Origin of the sequence: Sinorhizobium mexicanum (genome assembly GCF_013488225.1) — a bacterium.
Taxonomy (GTDB): Bacteria; Pseudomonadota; Alphaproteobacteria; order Rhizobiales; family Rhizobiaceae; genus Sinorhizobium; species Sinorhizobium mexicanum.
In genome coordinates this window covers 2,673,437-2,692,570 of record NZ_CP041238.1, presented here as the reverse complement: position 1 = coordinate 2,692,570, position 19,134 = coordinate 2,673,437, and the positions used below count along the sequence as shown (strand labels likewise).

Below are 19,134 nucleotides of genomic sequence, written 5' to 3'. Positions count from 1 at the left end.
ACGGGTGATTAGCTCAGTTGGTAGAGCAGCTGACTCTTAATCAGCGGGTCCACGGTTCGAGCCCGTGATCACCCACCAAAATCTTCAATAAGACCAATGTTTTATAGATTTGGCTAAAGGCGCCGCGACTGGCGGAATCGGTATCTGGGCCGGCGGCTCAACGGTCCCGCTTTTCCCTTCCACCGAGCCCGGTTTAAGATTTCCGGCGTGATGCGTCCGCCGCCAGCTACAATCACCGACGTTGGCTCAGTTAGCGCCGAATATATCGCCGCGCCCGCTTCGCCATGCGCCACGACGAGGTTTTAGCGCAATCGGTCATTAGGTGATGCTGGCGGCATGCAATACAGCGCTGATCCCGGTTCGATTTTCCTCTTGCCCAGCTTGAACTGGCACGATTTTCGGTAGTGTCTCAGTTTGAAATTGGCAGCCGCTGAACAACCTCGACAACGTCACGCGTGCGTGTCGCGCGCAAGCCCCAGGTGGCATCAAATTCTGTGCCCGGCGATTGAATAGCGGCGTTCGCCGCCTCCAAACTGGGGAACTCATAGAAGGCAGTGTGCTTCGAGGGATCGGTTCGGCTCCAGGTGCGCCAGGCCCGGAGCGCCCCAAACACGCGCAATGCGTCTGGCATGTGGCGATCGTACCATTTGTCGAACGGGGCTCGGTCCACTTCATTGGGAACTTCGGCGTGCACTATTAGCAGTGCTTGAGTGGACATTTTTTCCCCCTTTTCTCAGATCGTGTATGACATGGCGCTCTCCGCTAAAGCATATCGGAGTTCGGCGCGGCTCACGGCAACGCGGTCCCCCGAGAAGGATCAGCGCCCGCGCAGCAGTCGCTCGAACTTCTGATCGAGCGACTGCTGCAGCGCTTGCAGTTCGGCGCGGAGGAGGGTGCGGAGATCATCGACGAGCGTCCTGCGTGTCTCGGCCATGGTGTCTTCGAGCTTGCGCATGCTTTCATCCGCCTTGCGCGTCGCACTCACGAGTTCCGCCGCCGCCTTCGAAAGTTCACGCATCTCGCGCTCTATGCCTTGCCGTTCGTCTTCCGTCATCCGCTGCGATCCCGTTGCCCGATTGGCACCATGGCATCTGAGACTGCCGATCGTCGTTGCTGGCGACCGGCTTTGTGTGCGTGATTACCCACCAGAAACTCAAAGAAACCAATCCTTTCTATCTCCGGCGTCCGATGCGCTCCATGTCGACGATGCGGCCGTCGCGTTGACGAACTGCGATCTCGAAGCGCGTATTGCCGCGCCAAGCGCGATAGATGAAGAACCTGCCACGGCAGTCGACGCGGCGAACATCGCGGAAGCCGCGATTGCGCAGCAGCCGTTCCCCCTGACGACAGGTTATGCCTCGACCTCTATCGAGGCTGCTGCCGACCCCGATGTTGATGTTGATGTTGGTTTGAGCGCTTGCATCGGGTGGAACCGCCATCGGTGATGCCACCAGCGCCAGAACAAGCACAAACGAGACGAGTGAAGACCTAAGCATCATCTTGATGAGATTCATTATCATCTCCCAAGGTTAACTCACGCCAGTTCCGAAAAACGCCCGGCATGGGATGTTCTCGCAGGCACGCGCCAAAGGCAAGCAACACGTGAACGACGACACCCAAAACAACTGACGAGAAGTAGGATGCCGCCCCCGTCGAGCGTCAGCTCAAGCGTGCAGCACACGAATCTTTGTGTAGTTCCGCTCTTGCCTTTCCCGCGTTGGCCGGATCAGGCAAGCATCTTGGGCGTCTGCCACGCGGCAGCGCTATCGGCTATCATCGCTGCCATTACACCCGCAGGAGGATAACGCTCTGGGTGAGCGGAGGAGCATACAAAAGCATCATGCCGACGCCCGATGACCGCTACGCGATCCTGATCCGTGTCGACCAGGTGGCACGCCTTTTCAATTCGCTCGACCCAACTCCATTTCGGGAACGCGATCTGGACGACGATGCCGAGCGGTTCATCGTCGAATGGGCTCGGGAAGCGCCGGGAAACCTGCCCATCGAGATCGTCGTCCAGTTGCCGCCCGGGGACGTGAACCCGGACCATACGCATGCCGTGCAGCAAGCAGTTCGATACAATTTCAACAGCCGCGCCAACCAGGCGCGCCGGGAGTTGCGCGACCTTCTCGGAGAGGGTCGGCGATCCTTGTTCATCGGCATCCCGATCCTGGCCTTCAGTCTCATCGCGAGCAAACTGGTCGACAACGCCTCGGAGGCCGCCACTTTTTCACGCGTGTTCAGCGAAAGCCTGGTCATTTTCGGTTGGGTGGCCAATTGGCGGGCTCTCGAAATCTTTCTCTATGACTGGTGGCCGATCGTGCGCCGTCGCCGGCTTTATCGTCGCCTCGCGGCAGCGGAGGTGAATGTTCTGTCGGCCTGATCGTTCCTGTCCCGCTCCGACATGTTTTCAGTGACGAGCCGGAATATGTGCGCTTGCGCCTTCACCCCCGAATGCGAGTAGTCGCCATCCGTCGCTACTGTTGGTATTCTTGGGCTCATTGGTAGGGTGCAACATGACTATCCTACGTGGCCTCTTTCGACTGTGGTTGATCGTCTCCGCGCTTTGGGTGCTGACACTGGTCGTCTACGTGGAAGTTGAAGGACGGCGGCGGGACGTGACGGATGGAGGCTCCATCTTCGTCAGGGCCTGGGTAGTGGTCACGGACGGCTGGAAGGCCGAGAAGGAGGCAACGGCCATAAGGGAAAAGGCCGCCGCATCCGGAACCGCCAGCGTCGCCGTGCCAGACGAGATCAACAGCCGACTTCGAACCGGCAGGCGGGTAGAGAATGCGGCTTTGCTTTTCGGCGGGATGCTGCTGGGTCCGCCGCTTATCCTGCTTGTGCTGGGGGCCTGGGTTATCCGTGGCTAGGGTAAAACCGATGCCACCTGGACCCACCATTTTCCATTTTATTCTATCGGGCGAGATGCAATACGGATCATTGCCGTTCTTGCGCGACGGCTGTTGCCTCACAAAGGCCACTTTAATAAGTTCCACGCGCGGCCACGTGGCAAGGGAGCAATCATGTCGATCAAGGCGATAGACCATTCCGGTTTTCAGGAGACGGTCTCCGTCGTCCCGGCGGGTGAGGCTCCGAAGAAGATGGGGTCATCCTTTTTCCGGGGCAGCGCGAGCAACTTCAATCCATACGGCTCCGATCACGTGAAGGACGACTTTGCGTCCCGATTCCTGTTGAAGGGCTGGACCCCGGATAAGCCGTTCATCTCTCCCACGACGAACGTTACCGCCTTCGGGTCGTGCTTTGCCGAGAACATCAGCAAGCATCTTGCGAAGCTGGGGTTCGACGTCTCCAAGAACCGAGATCGCGACATCTACATCTCGTCGATGGGCGAGGGCCTGGTCAATGTCCACTCGATCGTCCAGCAGTTCCGCTGGGCGCTCGAAGGCATAGCGCCGCCGACGAACCTCTGGCATGGTTACAAGGCCGAGGAATTCGACCTGACGGAAGAGATCCGGGAGCGCACCCGGGACGTATTCCTGAAGACGGACGTCTTCATTCTGACGTTCGGCCTGTCGGAAATCTGGTACGACGAGGTGACCGGCGGCGTTTTCTGGCGCGCCGTTCCGATGAAGCATTACGATCCGAGCCGGCACAAGTTCCGCGTTTGCACCTTCGGCGAGACGAAGGCCTGCATTCAGGAGATCATCGACCTGATCGGCAAACACGTGCCCCAGGCGAAGATCGTCGTCACCGTCTCGCCGATTCCGCTGGTCGCCACATTCCGGCCGGTCGCCTGCCTGACGGCCAACTCGGCATCCAAGGCGATCATCCGGGCCGCCGTCGACGAGACAATCCGCGAGCGCGGCGATGAATGGGCGGGCCGCCTCTATTATTTCCCGGCCTACGAGATCGTGAACGAGGCGTTTCCGAACCGGTTCGTCGAAGACGGCAGGCACCTGCAGAACATGATCGTACCGGCGGTCATGAATTTGTTCCAGGCGACCTATTGCAACACCGACCTGACGGTCGAGCAGGCCGAGACGATGCTGAAGGCGGCGCGACTGCAGTCGGCCAATACCCTGGACGGCCATGCCCTTTTCTCGCGGGCAAGATTTGCCTCGAGGTTCAGCGCGGTGGTCCGGCGTCTTACCGGTCGCAAGAGAGCGGCGTCGAACGCGAAGTCTCGCTAAAACGCGCGGCGCCATAGACGCAATTCCGGACGTCACAAAAGCAAAAGCGCGCTTGTTTGGGCCAAGCGCGCTCCAGGCGAACGATCTATTTAGGGGGGTGCCGGCACCCACGATCGAACCCCAAAAATATAGCACCGAATCGAGAGGGGAACAACGCGCGATCGGCCGTCTGAGCCCATGCGCGACGTTGCGGATGCGTTCTGTCGGCGGCCGTGAAGTTCGCTCCCGCGCGCTGTTGCATATTTGCGTCGATCAACGACTCCGCACCCGTTTTCTCTTGAGAATCGGACCGGGACGGCAGAAAATTGCCCAGATTGGCGACTAGCCGCGCATTTCAGGTTAGTGAAAATATGACATAGGGGACCTGATGCACGGATATTTGATCCTCTCCGAAGCAAGAAGCGGCTCCAGCTGGCTGAGTACTCTCCTCGGTCATTCCGGCGAAATGGGATTGCCGGCCGAGTGGCTGGCACCGAAGGCACATCGTCTCGATGTCAACGCCCTGTCTTTCGACGCGTTCTTCGGGGAAATCATCAGGAAATGCTCGACCGCGAACGGGGCGTTCGGCATGAAGATCTTTCCGAACCAGCTTTTCGTGACCCAGGAGCGCTGCGGCCGGGACTTCATCCGCCACTGCCTCTCCGAGCATGAGACGGCACTCGTCTTCCTTCGGCGCCGAGATACGTTGAGGCAGGCGATATCCTTCGCGCGGGCGCGGCAGACGCGGGCCTTTGCCGCCCATCACGGAGCAAAGGCGGAGCCGCGCTACGACTTCGAACAGATCGCCCGCTGCTTCTTCTATATCCGGGAAAGCTACAATTTCTGGCAGAGCTATCTGGAGCTGCTCGGCGTGCCGTTCACCGAATTTGCCTACGAGGATCTTGCCGGCGACGCGCATCCTTTCATCGCGCATGTCGCGGAACACCTTGGCGTTTGCGCTCCGGCCAGGGCCGAAACGACGATGGCCGTTCAGCGCGACGGCCTGACGGAGGAATGGATCGCGCGCTTCAACGAGGATTGCCGGTCGGGAAATATGCTGAGGGCCTACGACCGTCGAGAGCACATTGCCGGCAAGATGCGCAACTTCGCGAAACTGGCGTCGGGGAAGCTCGAACCGCGATATCCGTTCGCGTTTTAGCGGCGATTGCAGCGGCGCGTCCGCCCGCGATCGACTTGCAGTCGCTTCCAGCACGGTGCGCGGATGTTGCGGGCGGCGTGCGTCTCTGCAACACTTGGCCGATTTGCAGCCGGAGAGCGGGTATGACGCTTGGCGAAATTCGGGCATTGCTGCTTCAGCTCCGCTATTGGGGGCGCCTCAAGATCGGCTCCAAGTTCCGCATCGACGGAGGCATAATAAATCCGAACAGGGGCAAGATCCGCATCGGCCGCAAGGCGGAAATCAAGCGCGGCGCGATCATTGATGCCAATGACGGCTTCGTCACGATCGGCGATCATTTCAGCCTCAACCCCTATTCGATACTTTACGGCTCCGGCGGCCTGACGATCGGCAACTGGGTGCGGATCGCTGCCCATGTGGTCGTGATCCCGGCCAATCACGGCTTCAGCGATCCCGATACCCCGATAAAGAAGCAGCCGGAGACACGACTGGGAATCGTCATCGAGGACGACGTCTGGATCGGCGCCGGAGCGGTGGTGCTCGATGGCGCGCACATTTCCCGGGGATGCGTGATCGGCGCGGGCAGCGTCGTCAGGGGCCGAACGGATCCGCTCGGCATTTATGTCGGCGCTCCCGCGCGAAAAGTGGGTGTGCGCGGAGAGAAAAAACGCCCTGCCGGCCCGGGCGGAACGACTGCGGATCCGGCGCTGCTGCTATCGCGCAACAAGGACTAGACGAGGATTCATGCGTGGTTATCTCCTTCTGACCGAGGCACGAAGCGGATCGAACTGGCTCGGGTCGCTCATCAATCATTCGCAGGAGATGGGCAAATCCACCGAGTGGCTGTCGCCCAAGTTCCATGGTCTCGATATGGGCGCGCTCTCCTGGGACGCCTTCTTCGCGGAAGTCATCCGCAAGTGCTCGACCCCGAACGGCGTGTTCGGCATGAAGATCTTTCCGAACCAGCTTTTCGTGACGCGTGAGCGCTACGGCCGGGATTTCATCCGCCACTGCCTTGCCGAACATGAGACAGCACTCATCTTCCTTCGGCGCAGGGATACACTGAGGCAGGCGATCTCCTTTGCGCGGGCGAGGCAGACACGCGCCTTCGCCGCCCACCACGGGGCAAAGGCCGAGCCGCGCTACGACTTCGAGCAGATCGCCCGGTGCTTCTTCTACATCCGCGAAAGCTACGGATTCTGGGAGGGCTACCTGGATCTCCTCGGCGTACCCTTCACCGAATTCACCTATGAAGATCTCGCGAACGATCCGAGTGCCTTCATCGCGCATATCGCCGGACAGTTGGGCGTTTCCCCGCCGGCCAGGACCGAGACGACGATGACCGTCCAGCGCGACGAGCTTACCGAGGAATGGATCGAGCGCTTCAACGAGGATTGCCGCTCGCGAGATCTGCTCGAGGCCTACGATCGCCGCGAGCATATTCCGGGCAAGATGCGCAATTTCGCGAAACTGGCGAGCGGGAAACTCAGGCCGCGCTATCCGTTCGCGTTTTAGAGCTGCGCAGCGTGGACTCCGCCGCCACGGCCTGCCGAGTTGAATTCCGCTGATGATCCCGATAAACGCAGCTATCGCAGCGGCACCTGGAGCGGATTTTGAAGGACCTTCACTACCCCTTTCGTCTTTTCGAGCATGAGAGCGGGCCGGGCCAGCGAAGCCTTCTCGACCGGATCGTCACCCGGTACGAAACCTTCAAGTTGGCCGCGCGCGAACGCAAGCGGAAGCGGGACATCGAAATGTCGTGCCTGAACGCGGGCGGTGCCCGCCCGCTCGGTCGAGACGACATTCCTGTCGTCTTCAACACGCACAACGACGTGAAACTGATGCCGTCCTTTCTCGCTCACTACAGAAGGCTCGGCGTTTCGCGCTTCATCTGCATCGACGATGTGTCGTCCGACGGCACGCGCGAATATTTACGCTCGCAGCCGGACGTGGATGTCTGGAGTTCGCCGTTGCGCTACCGCGATGCCCGGCGCGGGCGCGAATGGCGCCAGACGCTGTTCGAGCGCTATGGCAAGGACCGGTGGTATCTCAACGTCGATTCGGACGAATTCCTGATCTACGACGAGTGCGAGCGCCAGCCGCTCCGCAATCTCATCCGGGCGCTCGAAGCGCGCGGCGACAAGCGCCTCGCGGCGCCCATGCTCGACATGTACCCGGTCGGCCCGCTCGGTTCGGCGACGCTCGACGGCATGGACGCACGGATGCCTTGGGAGATCGCCGATCACTTCGACGGCGCCGGATACGAAATCACCTATACCAAGCGGGCGATCAGCATCACTGGCGGGCCGCGCAAGCGGAAGTTCGCGCATGTGCTGGAACTGATGAAATATCCGCTGATCTTCTGGGACAAGGAATGCAACTTGGGGGTCAGCATTCACCAGCCGCTTCCCTGCGAGCGGAATTTTCCGGCGATCTCCGGCGTGTTGCTGCACTTCAAGTTCTTCTCCGACTACAAGGAGAAGATCGCGCATGCGGTGACGGACGGACAGTATTTCGACGGTGCCGCCGCCTATCGCAGGATGCTGGACGATCTGCAGAAGTCCGGCGAATTCGACTTCCAGAGTCCGGATTCGGTGCGGTTTTCCGGCTCGAAGCAATTGCGCGAACTGGGCTTCATCGCGCCTGTCGCGTTCACGTCGGACTAAAACAGCTGTGCAACGCTGCGCGAAGAGCAGCCGGACCGGGGGCATCTCCATCCGCGCCGACGATAAAGTTTGAGCCTTCTCGCGCCGCAGACGCGGCGAGGCCGGATTCCCGTGACAGGCACAGGAATGAGGTGCGCATATGTCAGCGCCGGTGGCCCGGAACCTGCCCGTTTGGTTGACCTCATCTGAATATTTCGGATTGGCCATCTCTCTATAAAGGCTCCATCAAGGTATGCTCTTTGCGGTCGCGTGCAACGATGATGGAGGCACAAGTGGACGACCGTGAAATAGAGCGCCGTGCAAAGAAGCTCTGGGAGCTAGAGAACCCAGGGCGGCCGTGGCAGCCTATCGCCCATCGGATTGAGACGGGGCAAGACCTCTCGACGGGAGCAAACGAAGAGGATAGAGAGCGTTACCGGCAGCGCGTTCGCGATGGTGAATGATCGGGACTAGGCCGCCCTAAGTCGGCGGGTGCCGCACGCATGTGCGATCTGCGCTTTGGCGATCTCGCCTTCCTTCCGGCGTCGTGGCTTCATCGGCGAGCGGCTCTCGATGGGCGGGGGCTAGACCTATTTCGCCGTCACCACGACAGCGGCAGGGCTCCATGCGGCGTGTGTCCTACGGCCCCCTCTGGGAATTGGTTGCAGGCCCGGAAATCGACCCCGGTCTTTCGTGGTTATGAGCCAGGCGGCTTGCCATCTCCAATGGAGATCGTCTCTGATATGATCTGGTAACTTTTAACGCACCTTGCCTTTGCCCGGAGGCTGGGCGAACTTCCCATCTCGGGCATTATTCAGGACTGGCATTCGAGACCTATGAGCAAAACAGTTTTAGACAATTTGACCGGCATGTACTTCACCCTCGACGCTCCCGATGGAAGCTATGGGACAGGCCAGGTAATTCGCCTTGCTGCCGAGGGCGTCTATTTCGTCCGGTTCGACGGCAACGAGGTGACCTTACCCATGGAGCTCGTCACCGTCGGCGAGATGCTGGAAACGACTGAGGAGGAGTACAAGCTCTGGCGGTTCTTCGACACGATCGAAGAAAGGGATAAGTGGATCGAATGGCTCGACGCGCCGTCTAAGCCACGGGTCGTCTCGCTTGTGAAACCGACCAAGTAACATTTTCGAACCTGTAACCTCCAGCTTATGAGGCTGACGAACCGCGACCGTGAACACCCCGGCCATTTCTTGGCTCCGCTATGACAATACGCTCCGCCATCCCTGCGCCCGTCACAGGGATCCAGCCACGGCGCGCCGTGAATGACTTGACGCGGTATCCCCAATCGCGAGGAGGATGCGGCTTGCCATGTCGATCCGCTGTGCGGCAGCAGCAACCGCAAGCGCTGGGATCATCCTTCGCCGCTCTGACTGAACCGCATGATCTCAACGAAACGGAAAGGACCGCAACAGGCGATCAATCGTCTCGGCGGATGGGACCGCGGGCGCATGGCCAGCAACGGCGCCAGCCGTTAGCAGGCTATCGAAATCGACGGGGCCGGGCAGGGCCGAGCCGCGGAAGCTGAAGTAATCCGCAAACTTGAAGCCGTCGCCCTTTATCTTGCCGTGGGGCTCCATCCAGATCGAGGGCACCCCATAGGCATCGGCGACGATGAGGCCGTGGAGACTGCTCGATATCACCAGGTCGCTGGCGGAGATCGCCTCGCAAATCTTCTGCGGGTCACCGAGAAGGTTGAGGACCCTCCAGTGCCTGGGCAGGGACGCTCCGTAGCGTTCCAGAAAGGTCTGGTAGGTGACGAAGTGGGGGATGACCACGACTTCCGACGTCGTCGCAGCCTTCTTGGGCCAGATCAGCGGCAGCAGGATCGCCGGATCGCCGAGCGCAATGTCGCGTTCGGGTGCAACTCTTGCCTTCGACAATTCGCCGCGAACCGCGTCAAAGACGAGGCGTTGTGGCCATAGGGCCGGCGTTCCGGTGTCCATGAAACCGGAACCCCAGACATGCAGCGTTCGCCAGGGGCGCTTGCGCCAGAATACGTATTTCTTGCGGCTGTACCGATAGTAGGCGTCGATGATGCTGCCGACACCGATAAGTTCTGCCCGTGCGGGTTCGACATAGACCGGCTCGACGGAAAACAGATCCTGGAGAATATCGGCCATCAGGTTGTCGCCGAAGTTCTCGATGGTCTTGCCGAAGCTCTCGCCGACGGTGGCGGAGAAGACTTTCACTTTGCGCACGCACGAACTCCCATGAGGTCAGATAAAGCGCGGCAAGGCGCAAACCTCCATTTCAGGATTGCTAATCAAGTGGTGAATACCGGAAACTTGACCGCAGAGGAAGGCTGAGGCCGTAGAGTTGCATCGGCCTGCACCATGCTACCGGAAGCTCACAACCTATGGTAATTTAGCGCGATCTGGCGCTTCGCTTCAGCATCGCGGGATGCGGGAGGATGCCGCTTCCGACCGGGGGAGGGCGCGACATGCCGTTGCAGGATGGCTATGGGCTCGTGATCGGGACGAAGCTCGATTATTTTCGCGACGACCCGGACGATTTCGGGCGTTACTACCACGGCAACCTGATTGTCGGCACGCCGCAGGGGCCTTACCACTGCGCGATCGACGTCGATCCGAAGAACATGCCGAATGGTATCGAGTGGCGCGTGGTTGCGCTTGCCGCCGGTTCGATGAGCCAGTTCAGCCAGCTTTCAAACGGGTGGCATCCGCTCGTCTCGAATGATAGCTCCGGGGCGCTCGACTACATCCGCTCGCCCGTGCTGCACCCGCCGCTCGGCATCCGCTTCGTCCGTTACAACAGTTGTCTTTCCCGCTTTCTCGATTTCATCCGCTGGAACCCGCCGTGGAACCAGGGGCTCGGGATCGATGCGTTGACCGAGCTCGAAGGCGTGCTGACCAATGCCGCGCGCTGCTACGTCTTCGGCGAGCCCTTCAATGTCGGCCTCGGCGTTCACAACGTCCACCAGAACCAGGGCGACCCGGTAACATCACCGTTCGCCGTCGAAAACGGCATCTGGCAGGACGGGGCGACGATCATCGAGAGCACGTCGGGAACGTTCACGGCCTTCCTCAACAAGTTCAAGACGCAGTCCTACCGCACCGATGCGCTTGGCCGGCCGGCTTAAGAGGCGATCGCTGCTCGGAAATCCGCCCGCAGCCCTTAAATTTGGCCCCGGCAATCGTTATATGGCCTTTCGTGACCGGTACAACGGCCAAAGAGACAGCGGGGAGGAAACAACGGGAATGGATGGCATGCAGCGTTTTGGACGAGTTCTGGCAATGGTCGCGGTTGGTCTCACGGTCATGATGACGGTGGTCGACGTGGCCGAGGCACGGCGGGCCGGCAACGGCTTCGGCTCGCGCGGCAGCCGCACCTTTTCCACCGCGCCGGTCACGCGCACGGCGCCGAGCACTGCCGCGCCGATCGATCGGACGATGACGCCGCGGCAGAATGCCGCCCCCAACTCCACGACCAATCCCGCAGCGCAGAACCCGATGACGAACCGGAGGCCGGGCTTTTTCAACAGCTTCGGCGGCTCGATGCTCGGCGGCCTGATGATGGGCGGCCTGATCGGCATGCTGCTTGGCCACGGCCTTGGCGGCGGCGTCGGCTTCCTCGGCCTTCTCCTGCAGATGGGCCTGATCTTCGTTCTCGTTTCGCTGGCGATGCGGTTCTTCCGCGGCAGCCAGCGCCCGGCCTATTCGGGCGCAGGCGCTTCGGCCCGCTCGTCGGCCGCTGCCTCTTCGGGGCCGCCGTCCTTCCGCATTCCGACCATAGGCGAGGGAGCGGGCAGGGGCGCGAACTCGAACGGGCAGACTGCGACCGCGGCTTCCGCCTCCGCGCAATCGTCCGCCGCCGCCTCCGGTGAAACGGACGAAATCGGCGTCACCCAGCGCGACCTCGACCGCTTCGAGGCGATGCTGAAAGAGGTGCAGGCGGCCTACGGTGCCGAGGACTATGCGGCGCTGCGTCGACTGACCACGCCGGAAGCCATGTCCTATCTTGCCGAGGAACTCAGCGAGAACGCGACGAGCGGGGTCAGGAACGAGGTGCGCGACGTCCATCTCGTCCAGGGCGATGTCGCCGAGGCCTGGCGCGAAAACGGCATGGACTACGCAACCGTCGCGATGCGCTACGAGAGCATCGACGTGATGCGCGACCGATCGACCGGCCGCGTCGTCAGCGGCGACGCCGACAAGCTCACCGAGGCGGTCGAGCTCTGGACCTTCCTGCGCAAACCCGGCGCGGAATGGCAGGTCTCCGCCATCCAGGGCGTCCAGGCCTGACGGCTGGCTTCGCCGTTCCGACCGCACAGCGCCGTCATGGCGCCGTGGCGGGGCGGGCATTCCCGACTTCGTGAATCCGTGATCGCTTATTCGCTTAAGCCCGGCCCGGCTTGAGCGTAAAATCGCGCCGGCACTCGACCTGCCGCCGCCGCCCGGGTATGCGTCCGGGCGCATGCGCGGTCTTGACGAAGACGATCATTGCGTGTCTTTTCTGTTGGGCAATGATCGGCGTAACGCCTTGAATTGCTATAAAATTCTTTTCGCTGCGGGCGCTGGAGCAACGGGATGTACATCGCTGGTAAGACCCTGGAAAGTTCGGCCGGTTTGATTTCGCCGACGGGAGGAGGACGGGACCGTCCGGCGGCCGCGGGGCGCGCATCGCGACTTGTCTTTGCTGCGGCGGCTTTCTTTCTCGCGGTGACGGCCTCGACCTTCGCCGGGGCGGCGGACTGCAAGAGTTCGGCCGGACCGGAAACGGACTGGCAGGACTGCAACAAGCGGCTGCTCATGCTCGGCGGCAGCAACCTGGAAGGCGGCAATCTGGCCAATACCGATTTCACGCTGACTGACCTCAGAGGCGCCACGCTTCGCGCAGCCAATCTCGAAAAGGCGACGCTGATGCGCGCTTCGCTCGCCGGCGCCGTCGCGGACAAGGCGAATTTCACCCGGGTCGAGGCCTATCGCGGTAATTTTTCCGACATTTCCGCCGAGGGTGCCTCCTTCGTAAGCTCCGAATTGCAGCGCACCGACTTCAGCCGCGCACGCCTGACGGGCGCCGATTTCGAGAAGGCCGAGCTCGGACGCGCCAACTTCCATGAGGCCGTGCTGACGGGCACCCGCTTCTCGATGGCCAATCTCTCGCGCGCCAATCTCAGCGGTGCGGTCCTCGAGGGGCCGATCGATTTCGACCGTGCCTTCCTGTTCCTGACGAGGATAGAAGGCCTCGACCTCTCGGCCGCGACCGGGCTCAAGCAGGAGCAGGTTGACCTTGCCTGCGGCGACACGGCAACGAAGCTGCCGGCCGGCCTGTCTGTCCCCACCAAATGGCCGTGCCCGGCCGACGACGACTGATGGACGTTTTCGCCTGCGTTGGGCCCGCGGGAACGCTCCGCCGGCGAAGAGCGCGCGTAAGGGCCTGGGCGGTCGTCCGGCCCGCTGTTTGATGCCGGACTTTCCTCTTGTTCCGTCTTCCTCGGGCTTCACCTAGGATCCAGGATCGAGCTGCCATCCCGGTGCGCGAGGCGCTTTCCTCTGAGCTGCGTTTCAAGCCTGAGGACGACCGCGGAGTAGGAGGACGACGCAGAGACGCCGGAAACCGCCTTCCCGGGCGGATCGTAGCCGGCCTGTTGAGATAACTGCGTGCTTCCTGAAATTTGAAGCTCGTGCTGTAATCCAAACGGATCCCATCGCGCCCACAGCGCCGCGCGTCCCGTCAGGCGCGCAAGGACGCTGTAGCACTTTGAATTCCTGCATGTTTCTATCCGTAGATCGGCTACGATCCAGGAAGCAAACAGTAGGTAACCGCCATGACGAAACGCCGATGGTCGCTTGTTGCTGCTCTCTGCCTCCTCAGCGGACCCGGGCTCGCCGAACCTGTTGCCGTCGACCTCGAACTCGTCATTGCGGTCGACGTTTCCTATTCGATGGAGCCGGAGGAGTTGAGCATCCAGCGAGCCGGCTATGTGGAGGCCTTCCGCAGTCCGGAGGTCATCACGGCATTGCGCGGCGGGCCGCTTGGAAAGATTGCCGTCACCTATGTCGAATGGGGCGGCAAGGCGGTTCAGGTGATGCCGTGGACGCTGCTTTACGACGCCCGGACCGCGCACGAATTCGCCGAGACCCTGGAGCGCCAACCGATGCAACGCATCGGCTTCACGTCGATTTCCAACACGCTGGCGGTGGGCCGCACGCTTTTCCAGACGAGTCCCTTTCGGGCGAGCCGCCGCGTCATCGACGTATCGGGCGACGGACCCAACAATGCCGGCGCGCCAGCGCCTCTCGCGCGCAACAACACCATTGCCCAGGGGATCACGATCGACGGCCTTCCGATCATGCTGCGGAGCGAGCCGGACTCAACGTCGATCCCGGATCTCGACGCCTATTACCGCGAGTGCGTCATTGGCGGCCCGGGATCCTTTCTCCTGAAGGTGAAGCACATCGACGAGTTTGCGGCAGCGATTCTCGCCAAGCTGGTCATCGAGATTTCCGGACTGAAGGTGAGCCGGCTGGAGGAGCCGAGGCTGAGTCCCGTCCAGTATGGGCAACCCTATAATTGCTTCATCGGCGAGGAACTGCAGGAGCGCGCGATCGGCCGGTAGATCGCTTCAACGTTTCTCTAAAGGAATGGCGCCAACCATTTGAAACATTGCAATCCTGCCGGAAGATCGCGGCGGACTTTGCGGGAATTGCCATGGTCGCCCTATCCCCGGCTTGCCAGTTCGTCCCGACGTTCCGCAGAGGGCGACCAGCCGCGCGTAAAACCCATGCCCATGGCGATCTGGGCGAGCGCCAGCTGCTCGCGCAGGTGCTTGCAGTCTGCGAGCAGGGTGCGGATCGTCGCCTCGGCGTCACCGCCATGCCAGGCGAGCGCGGCTGCGACCTCGTCCAGCCACTCGTCAAATTCCTCGATGTCGGAACGCTCCGCGGCGGACATGGCTTCTCCCTCTCCGTGGATGGACGGAGTTCTTGCTACGATGAATTTCGGATTGGCGGCTGCATCGCCGATAGGTGTTCTTATTATGTTCTCTTTTGGGCGGGAGTCAATCGCGTTTGCGGTGCACCCGCGCAATTCCCGGCGGAAAACCGCTACACACTTTTCCTGGAATTGCGTGGTTCCAACGCAATTCCCGGCGGAAAACCGCTACGCACTTTTCCTGGAATTGCTTGGTTCCAACGCAATTCCGGACGGAAAACCGCTACGCACTTTTCCTGGAATTGCGTGGTTCCAACGCAATTCCGGACGGAAAACCGCTACACACTTTTCCTGGAATTGCGTGGTTCCAACGCAATTCCCGGCGGAAAACCGCTACACACTTTTCCTGGAATTGCTTAGTTGAGCCGCTCGCCGAAGAACGCTTGTGGAAACAGGGAGAACATCGGCTTCTTGCTGAGTTCGATCGCGGACCGGTTTTTCTGTCCGAGCCATCGCCGCACGGCCTGCTGCGGCGGTTCGCCGGCGGCAGCGGCGATCGACCGGCCCATGAGGTCGAGGCGGCGGCCGGAATAGCCGAGATCGGCCGGGTGCCGGCCGAAGCGGGAGGGGCCGAAATCCACGCACCAGCGCTTCCGGTGCGGAAACGGCTTGCTGGGACCGGCCGCGAAGAAGGCCCAGACGTCGATGTCCTTCAGCCCGTTCGTGCCGTTCAGATAGTGCAGCGCACTGCCTTGGGCGAGCGCGAGAAGGAGCAGGCGATCGCGGTAAAGACCGGCGACCGGAGCACGATCGAAGATGGCGGCGAGCGCACGAAGCGCGGCGGCGGCAATCCTTTCCAGGTCTGCCGACGTTAGCCGTTCATACGATCTTTCGCTGACGTCCTCCACCGTGAGCCCTCGCGTCGTCTCGGAAGAATCGCATGTTGCTCCGGTGCCTGTCCCGCAAAGGGAATGCGGTTGCCTTGCCGGATAACAATACACTTAGACGGCAGAGCATACGGGGGTACGGGCTCAGCCCGCGAGAGGAAGACTATCCAACCGCTTCCCAGACCGAATTGGCGTCGCGGATGACCTTCTTGATCTTCTTTTCCTTCTGCCAGTCGCGGCCGATGTCCTTGATCACCGGGCGCTTCTGGGGCGAGAAAATATAGCTCTTCCTGCTGCGGACGTATTGTTCCAGCGCCGGGTTCACGCCGTAATAGAATTGTTTCTCAGGATCTCTCGCCGGGTCCATGAGGCGCGCGCAGTCCCGCACGAACTGACCTCGGAGAAGCGACGGCGAGGTGGTGAAGATCGGGAAGGCGGTGAACTTCGGGATCTTGATGCCAAACAGCCGCAAGTATTCATTGCGCTTGTGAAAATGGCCCCGCTTGGCGATGTCCCATTTCTGCTCGGCGGTGTGGAACGACACTTGCGCGATCGCGGGATCCTGGAAGGCGGTGAAGACCGCCGGACCGATGTCGGTCAGGGCGACCCAATCGTCCTCGAGGTGCAGGACGAAATCTGCCCTGGTGGCCGACCAAAGCCGCCGGACGGCGCCGACGAAGCTCGGCGTTTCCGGTTCGAAGACGACCACCCCCGGAAACCGGCCGCGGACCAGTTCGAGGCAGGCGGCGTGGGCGTCCTCGTCCCCGAAGATCGGATCGAGGTTCATGTAGACGTTCTCGATCTCGAAGTGATCGAGCATCCGCTTCGACAGGCTTTCGAGCGTCGCGGCGAGCAGGTCGGGACGCCGGGCGGCAACGATGCAAACGTCAATTTTCGGCATGAATGCAGCCTTGCGTTGAGGCGGGCGGTGGCGTACACGCTTGTCAACGCCGGCGGCGTGTGTTTGAGCAGGGGGCTGATCAAGCGCCGCATATATAAGCAGGTCAACAAGGGCGTGCAACGGGGAAAACATGGCTCGCGTAAGTATCGCAGTTCCCACCTACAACGGCGCCGGGACGATTTTCGAAAGCTTGAATTGCATACGCGGCCAGAGCTTCGAGGACTTCGAAGTTGTCATCTGTGACAACGCCTCGACGGACGGCACCAGCGAAATCTGCGCCGAATTTGCGCGAAAGGACAAACGCTTCCGCCATATTCGCAGCAACATCAACGTGCCAGTAATGGAGAATTTCAGAAACGCGCTCAATCTCTGCGGGGCCGATTACTTCATGTGGCGGGCCGATGACGACCTGACGGACGAGAACCATCTCGAGGTGACGGTAAACGCGCTCGACCGGGAGGGTGAAGCCCGCCTGGCCGTCACTCCTGTCCACCGGATCAACACGTCGACGGGGCGCGAGGCCGATTATCCGCTGCCGGTGAGCGAGGGCCCCGATCGCTTGTCGAGGGCGAAGGCGACCCTGCTCGGCTGCCATCCGAGCTGGTTCTACGGCCTTTGGCGGCGCCAGGCCGTCGCCGAGGACATGGAGGTGCTCAGGGACTATCCCTATGCCTGGGCGGCGGACCACCTCACGACGATGCGAGCCATGGTCAACGGCCAGGTGGCATTCGCGCCCGAGGCGACTTTCACGCAGAGGATCATGCGCGAGGGAAGCTACCACCTGGAACCGGCCGAACGGCTGGCGGCGCGGCGGAAATATGTCGAGATCGCACGCCGCATCATCGCCGAGACCGACTATACGGCGAAGGAAAAGATCGTGCTGAGAAAGGCGCTCGAGCAGCACGCGAACAAGCGCGTGGCGCCGTGGTTCCGGATGTACAAGCGGGCGCTCCGGCAGCGGATCAGGGCAATCTTCAGTCCGGCGTGATGGTGTCGCGTGCGAATGCACAGTCGGATCGCACCGGGCAAGGACGAGTTGTTCGCCGACGCGCTGTGGCCGCGTCCGTGTGACGAGCACGAATAGAGGGGCTCGGCGCATACCAGAGCAATGGCATCGCGCCAGCCGCTTAATCCGTCCGTGACGGCGCACTCCAGTTTTTTTGGTTGAGACCGGTATCGCCACTTGATCGATCGATGATTTATCCGTAGCGATGCCGAGCCGCTTTGCTCAGTGGGGATCAACACATCATGGAAATTTTTACGTCTGCCGGCTTGCTGGCGCTTCTGCAGGTTATTGTCATCGACCTGGTGCTTGCCGGGGATAACGCCGTCGTCATCGGCCTTGCCGCCGCCGGGCTTCCGGCCGAGCAGCGCAAGAAGGCGATCCTGGTCGGCATTCTCGCCGCGACCGTTCTTCGCATCGCGCTTGCCAGCGTGACCGTCCAGCTTCTCGACATCATCGGCCTGCTGCTCGCCGGCGGCATCCTGCTGCTCTGGGTCTGCTGGAAGATGTGGCGCGAGCTGCGTGCCGCCCAGGGGGACGGCGCGGAAGAGGGGAATGGCGAGCCGCACAAGAAGACCTTCATGCAGGCGGCAATCCAGATCGTCGTTGCCGACGTCTCCATGTCGCTCGACAACGTGCTTGCGGTTGCAGGTGCCGCCCGCGAGCATCCGACGGTGCTGGTGATCGGTCTCATGCTGTCGATCGCGATGATGGGCGTTGCCGCGGGCCTTATTGCCAAGCTGCTCAACCGCTACCACTGGATCGCCTATATCGGTCTGGCGATCATCCTCTATGTCGCGCTCGACATGATCTATCGTGGATCGCTCGAGGTCTGGCCGCACGTCGTCCCGGTCGTCGCGGCGATCGCGGGCTGATCTTCGTTACCCATGCGGGGCCGGCTCCCGGCTCCGCGCGTCTTATCCGTCCGGCAGGGAGCTTCCCGGCTACGCCACCAACGCGCTCAATTCGGCAGGGCTCCTCACGCCCGCCTGGTAGAGGCTAAAGAGCCTCTTGGCGAGCGCTTCTGCTTCAGGACTGGTGCACGGGAGTTTTTTCGCCTCCAGTGTCGAATTGAAAACGCCCTGAAGAAAGTCGATGTCGGCCGGTAAGATGAGACCGGTTTGAAAGTCGCGAGAGGGAGACATGGCCGCGGCTCCTGTTGGGGCGAAAGCGCGCGCATCTCTCAGCCAGTGGGCGCCCGTGTCATTTGCCACCGATGTTCATAGCATGCACCCGAAATGCGGCATGCGCCAGGATATTCGTCTAGCGCATCGGCCCGAAAATCGGAATCGATTTTCGGAAAGCACGATGCGTAGATTCAAAGACTTACAGCGTCCTTTGTGCGTCCTGATGGACGCACGGCGCTGTAGGGCCTTTCAAGCCGGCGGGGCCGGGCCGATCCATGCGAAGAAGCAGCTGCCGCGCCGCTACCCGATTTACCGACGAAGCATGCAATTCGAGATGCTACGCCGTTTTCGCGCGTCTCACCGACGCGCAGTACTGCAGGCAAGA

23 protein-coding genes and 1 tRNA gene are annotated in these 19,134 nt (G+C 61.4%); 16 read left to right on the top strand and 8 right to left on the bottom strand.

Going from position 1 to position 19,134, the window contains the following annotated elements; genetic code table 11:
• Positions 1–2: 2 nt before the first annotated feature.
• Positions 3–78, top strand: a tRNA-Lys gene (locus tag FKV68_RS12790).
• Between the two features lie 331 nt (positions 79–409).
• Here the strand turns inward: FKV68_RS12790 and FKV68_RS12785 are convergent.
• The 3 genes from FKV68_RS12785 to FKV68_RS12775 all read right to left on the bottom strand — a co-directional run bounded on the left by FKV68_RS12785 (position 410) and on the right by FKV68_RS12775 (position 1,514).
• Positions 410–718, bottom strand: a complete 309-nt coding sequence (locus FKV68_RS12785; RefSeq protein WP_180938195.1) for an EthD domain-containing protein — start codon at positions 716–718, stop codon at positions 410–412.
• Between the two features lie 99 nt (positions 719–817).
• Positions 818–1,054, bottom strand: a complete 237-nt coding sequence (locus tag FKV68_RS12780; protein WP_180938194.1) for a hypothetical protein — start codon at positions 1,052–1,054, stop codon at positions 818–820.
• Positions 1,055–1,172: 118 nt separating this feature from the next.
• Positions 1,173–1,514 (bottom strand): hypothetical protein, encoded by a 342-nt coding sequence (locus tag FKV68_RS12775; protein WP_245181931.1) that lies wholly within the window; start codon positions 1,512–1,514, stop codon positions 1,173–1,175.
• Positions 1,515–1,813: 299 nt separating this feature from the next.
• Here FKV68_RS12775 and FKV68_RS12770 point away from each other — a divergent pair, with 299 nt between their 5' ends.
• The 8 genes from FKV68_RS12770 (at position 1,814) to FKV68_RS12735 (ending at position 9,058) form a co-directional block, all read left to right on the top strand.
• Complete coding sequence (locus FKV68_RS12770; RefSeq protein WP_246452500.1) at positions 1,814–2,383, top strand: hypothetical protein; 570 nt, start codon at positions 1,814–1,816, stop codon at positions 2,381–2,383.
• Between the two features lie 133 nt (positions 2,384–2,516).
• Complete coding sequence (locus FKV68_RS12765; protein WP_245181929.1) at positions 2,517–2,873, top strand: hypothetical protein; 357 nt, start codon at positions 2,517–2,519, stop codon at positions 2,871–2,873.
• 153 nt (positions 2,874–3,026) lie between these two features.
• Complete coding sequence (locus tag FKV68_RS12760; RefSeq protein ID WP_180938193.1) at positions 3,027–4,154, top strand: GSCFA domain-containing protein; 1,128 nt, start codon at positions 3,027–3,029, stop codon at positions 4,152–4,154.
• Positions 4,155–4,521: 367 nt separating this feature from the next.
• Positions 4,522–5,292, top strand: coding sequence for a Stf0 family sulfotransferase (locus tag FKV68_RS12755; protein ID WP_180938192.1), 771 nt, complete (start codon positions 4,522–4,524; stop codon positions 5,290–5,292).
• Positions 5,293–5,414: 122 nt separating this feature from the next.
• Complete coding sequence (locus FKV68_RS12750; protein ID WP_180938191.1) at positions 5,415–6,005, top strand: acyltransferase; 591 nt, start codon at positions 5,415–5,417, stop codon at positions 6,003–6,005.
• Between the two features lie 10 nt (positions 6,006–6,015).
• On the top strand, positions 6,016–6,786 hold the full coding sequence (locus FKV68_RS12745) for a Stf0 family sulfotransferase (RefSeq protein ID WP_180938190.1): 771 nt from the start codon (positions 6,016–6,018) through the stop codon (positions 6,784–6,786).
• Between the two features lie 173 nt (positions 6,787–6,959).
• On the top strand, positions 6,960–7,937 hold the full coding sequence (locus FKV68_RS12740; protein ID WP_180941488.1) for a glycosyltransferase family 2 protein: 978 nt from the start codon (positions 6,960–6,962) through the stop codon (positions 7,935–7,937).
• Positions 7,938–8,752: 815 nt separating this feature from the next.
• Positions 8,753–9,058 carry a hypothetical protein gene (locus tag FKV68_RS12735; RefSeq protein WP_180938189.1) on the top strand — a complete coding sequence of 102 codons (306 nt, stop codon included), beginning with the start codon at positions 8,753–8,755 and terminating at the stop codon, positions 9,056–9,058.
• A gap of 264 nt (positions 9,059–9,322) precedes the next feature.
• On the opposite strand, the gene FKV68_RS12730 is transcribed toward FKV68_RS12735, so the two are convergent.
• Positions 9,323–10,135 (bottom strand): polysaccharide pyruvyl transferase family protein, encoded by an 813-nt coding sequence (locus FKV68_RS12730; RefSeq protein ID WP_180938188.1) that lies wholly within the window; start codon positions 10,133–10,135, stop codon positions 9,323–9,325.
• A gap of 242 nt (positions 10,136–10,377) precedes the next feature.
• Between FKV68_RS12730 and FKV68_RS12725 the strand changes: the two genes are divergently transcribed.
• The 4 genes from FKV68_RS12725 to FKV68_RS12710 all read left to right on the top strand — a co-directional run bounded on the left by FKV68_RS12725 (position 10,378) and on the right by FKV68_RS12710 (position 14,517).
• The gene (locus FKV68_RS12725) at positions 10,378–11,037 is read left to right on the top strand and encodes a DUF2278 family protein (RefSeq protein ID WP_180938187.1); all 660 of its coding nucleotides are present in this window, start codon (positions 10,378–10,380) and stop codon (positions 11,035–11,037) included.
• A gap of 127 nt (positions 11,038–11,164) precedes the next feature.
• Entirely contained in the window at positions 11,165–12,199 is a 1,035-nt protein-coding gene (locus FKV68_RS12720) for a Tim44 domain-containing protein (RefSeq protein WP_180941487.1), read from the top strand.
• A 285-nt stretch (positions 12,200–12,484) separates the two neighbouring features.
• Positions 12,485–13,270 carry a pentapeptide repeat-containing protein gene (locus FKV68_RS12715; RefSeq protein ID WP_180938186.1) on the top strand — a complete coding sequence of 262 codons (786 nt, stop codon included), beginning with the start codon at positions 12,485–12,487 and terminating at the stop codon, positions 13,268–13,270.
• Positions 13,271–13,725: 455 nt separating this feature from the next.
• A complete protein-coding gene (locus FKV68_RS12710) occupies positions 13,726–14,517 on the top strand; it encodes a DUF1194 domain-containing protein (RefSeq protein WP_180938185.1) in 792 nt (263 codons plus the stop codon).
• 101 nt (positions 14,518–14,618) lie between these two features.
• Here the strand turns inward: FKV68_RS12710 and FKV68_RS12705 are convergent, their stop codons facing one another.
• Positions 14,619–14,852, bottom strand: a complete 234-nt coding sequence (locus FKV68_RS12705; protein ID WP_180938184.1) for a hypothetical protein — start codon at positions 14,850–14,852, stop codon at positions 14,619–14,621.
• A gap of 40 nt (positions 14,853–14,892) precedes the next feature.
• On the opposite strand from FKV68_RS12705, the gene FKV68_RS12700 reads away from it, so the two are divergent.
• A complete protein-coding gene (locus tag FKV68_RS12700; RefSeq protein WP_180938183.1) occupies positions 14,893–15,255 on the top strand; it encodes a hypothetical protein in 363 nt (120 codons plus the stop codon).
• Here FKV68_RS12700 and FKV68_RS12695 read toward each other — a convergent pair.
• Positions 15,248–15,739: a hypothetical protein gene (locus FKV68_RS12695; protein WP_180938182.1), complete on the bottom strand. Its 492-nt coding sequence runs from the start codon at positions 15,737–15,739 to the stop codon at positions 15,248–15,250. The genes FKV68_RS12700 and FKV68_RS12695 overlap by 8 nt on opposite strands.
• Before the next feature lie 142 nt (positions 15,740–15,881).
• On the bottom strand, positions 15,882–16,619 hold the full coding sequence (locus tag FKV68_RS12690) for a glycosyltransferase family 2 protein (RefSeq protein WP_245181927.1): 738 nt from the start codon (positions 16,617–16,619) through the stop codon (positions 15,882–15,884).
• 130 nt (positions 16,620–16,749) lie between these two features.
• Here FKV68_RS12690 and FKV68_RS12685 point away from each other — a divergent pair, with 130 nt between their 5' ends.
• Both FKV68_RS12685 and FKV68_RS12680 read left to right on the top strand, forming a co-directional pair.
• Positions 16,750–17,607, top strand: coding sequence for a glycosyltransferase family 2 protein (locus tag FKV68_RS12685; protein WP_180938181.1), 858 nt, complete (start codon positions 16,750–16,752; stop codon positions 17,605–17,607).
• Between the two features lie 260 nt (positions 17,608–17,867).
• Entirely contained in the window at positions 17,868–18,497 is a 630-nt protein-coding gene (locus FKV68_RS12680; protein ID WP_180938180.1) for a TerC family protein, read from the top strand.
• A gap of 69 nt (positions 18,498–18,566) precedes the next feature.
• Here the strand turns inward: FKV68_RS12680 and FKV68_RS12675 are convergent, their stop codons facing one another.
• Positions 18,567–18,767 carry a hypothetical protein gene (locus FKV68_RS12675; protein ID WP_180938179.1) on the bottom strand — a complete coding sequence of 67 codons (201 nt, stop codon included), beginning with the start codon at positions 18,765–18,767 and terminating at the stop codon, positions 18,567–18,569.
• Positions 18,768–19,134: the final 367 nt, after the last annotated feature.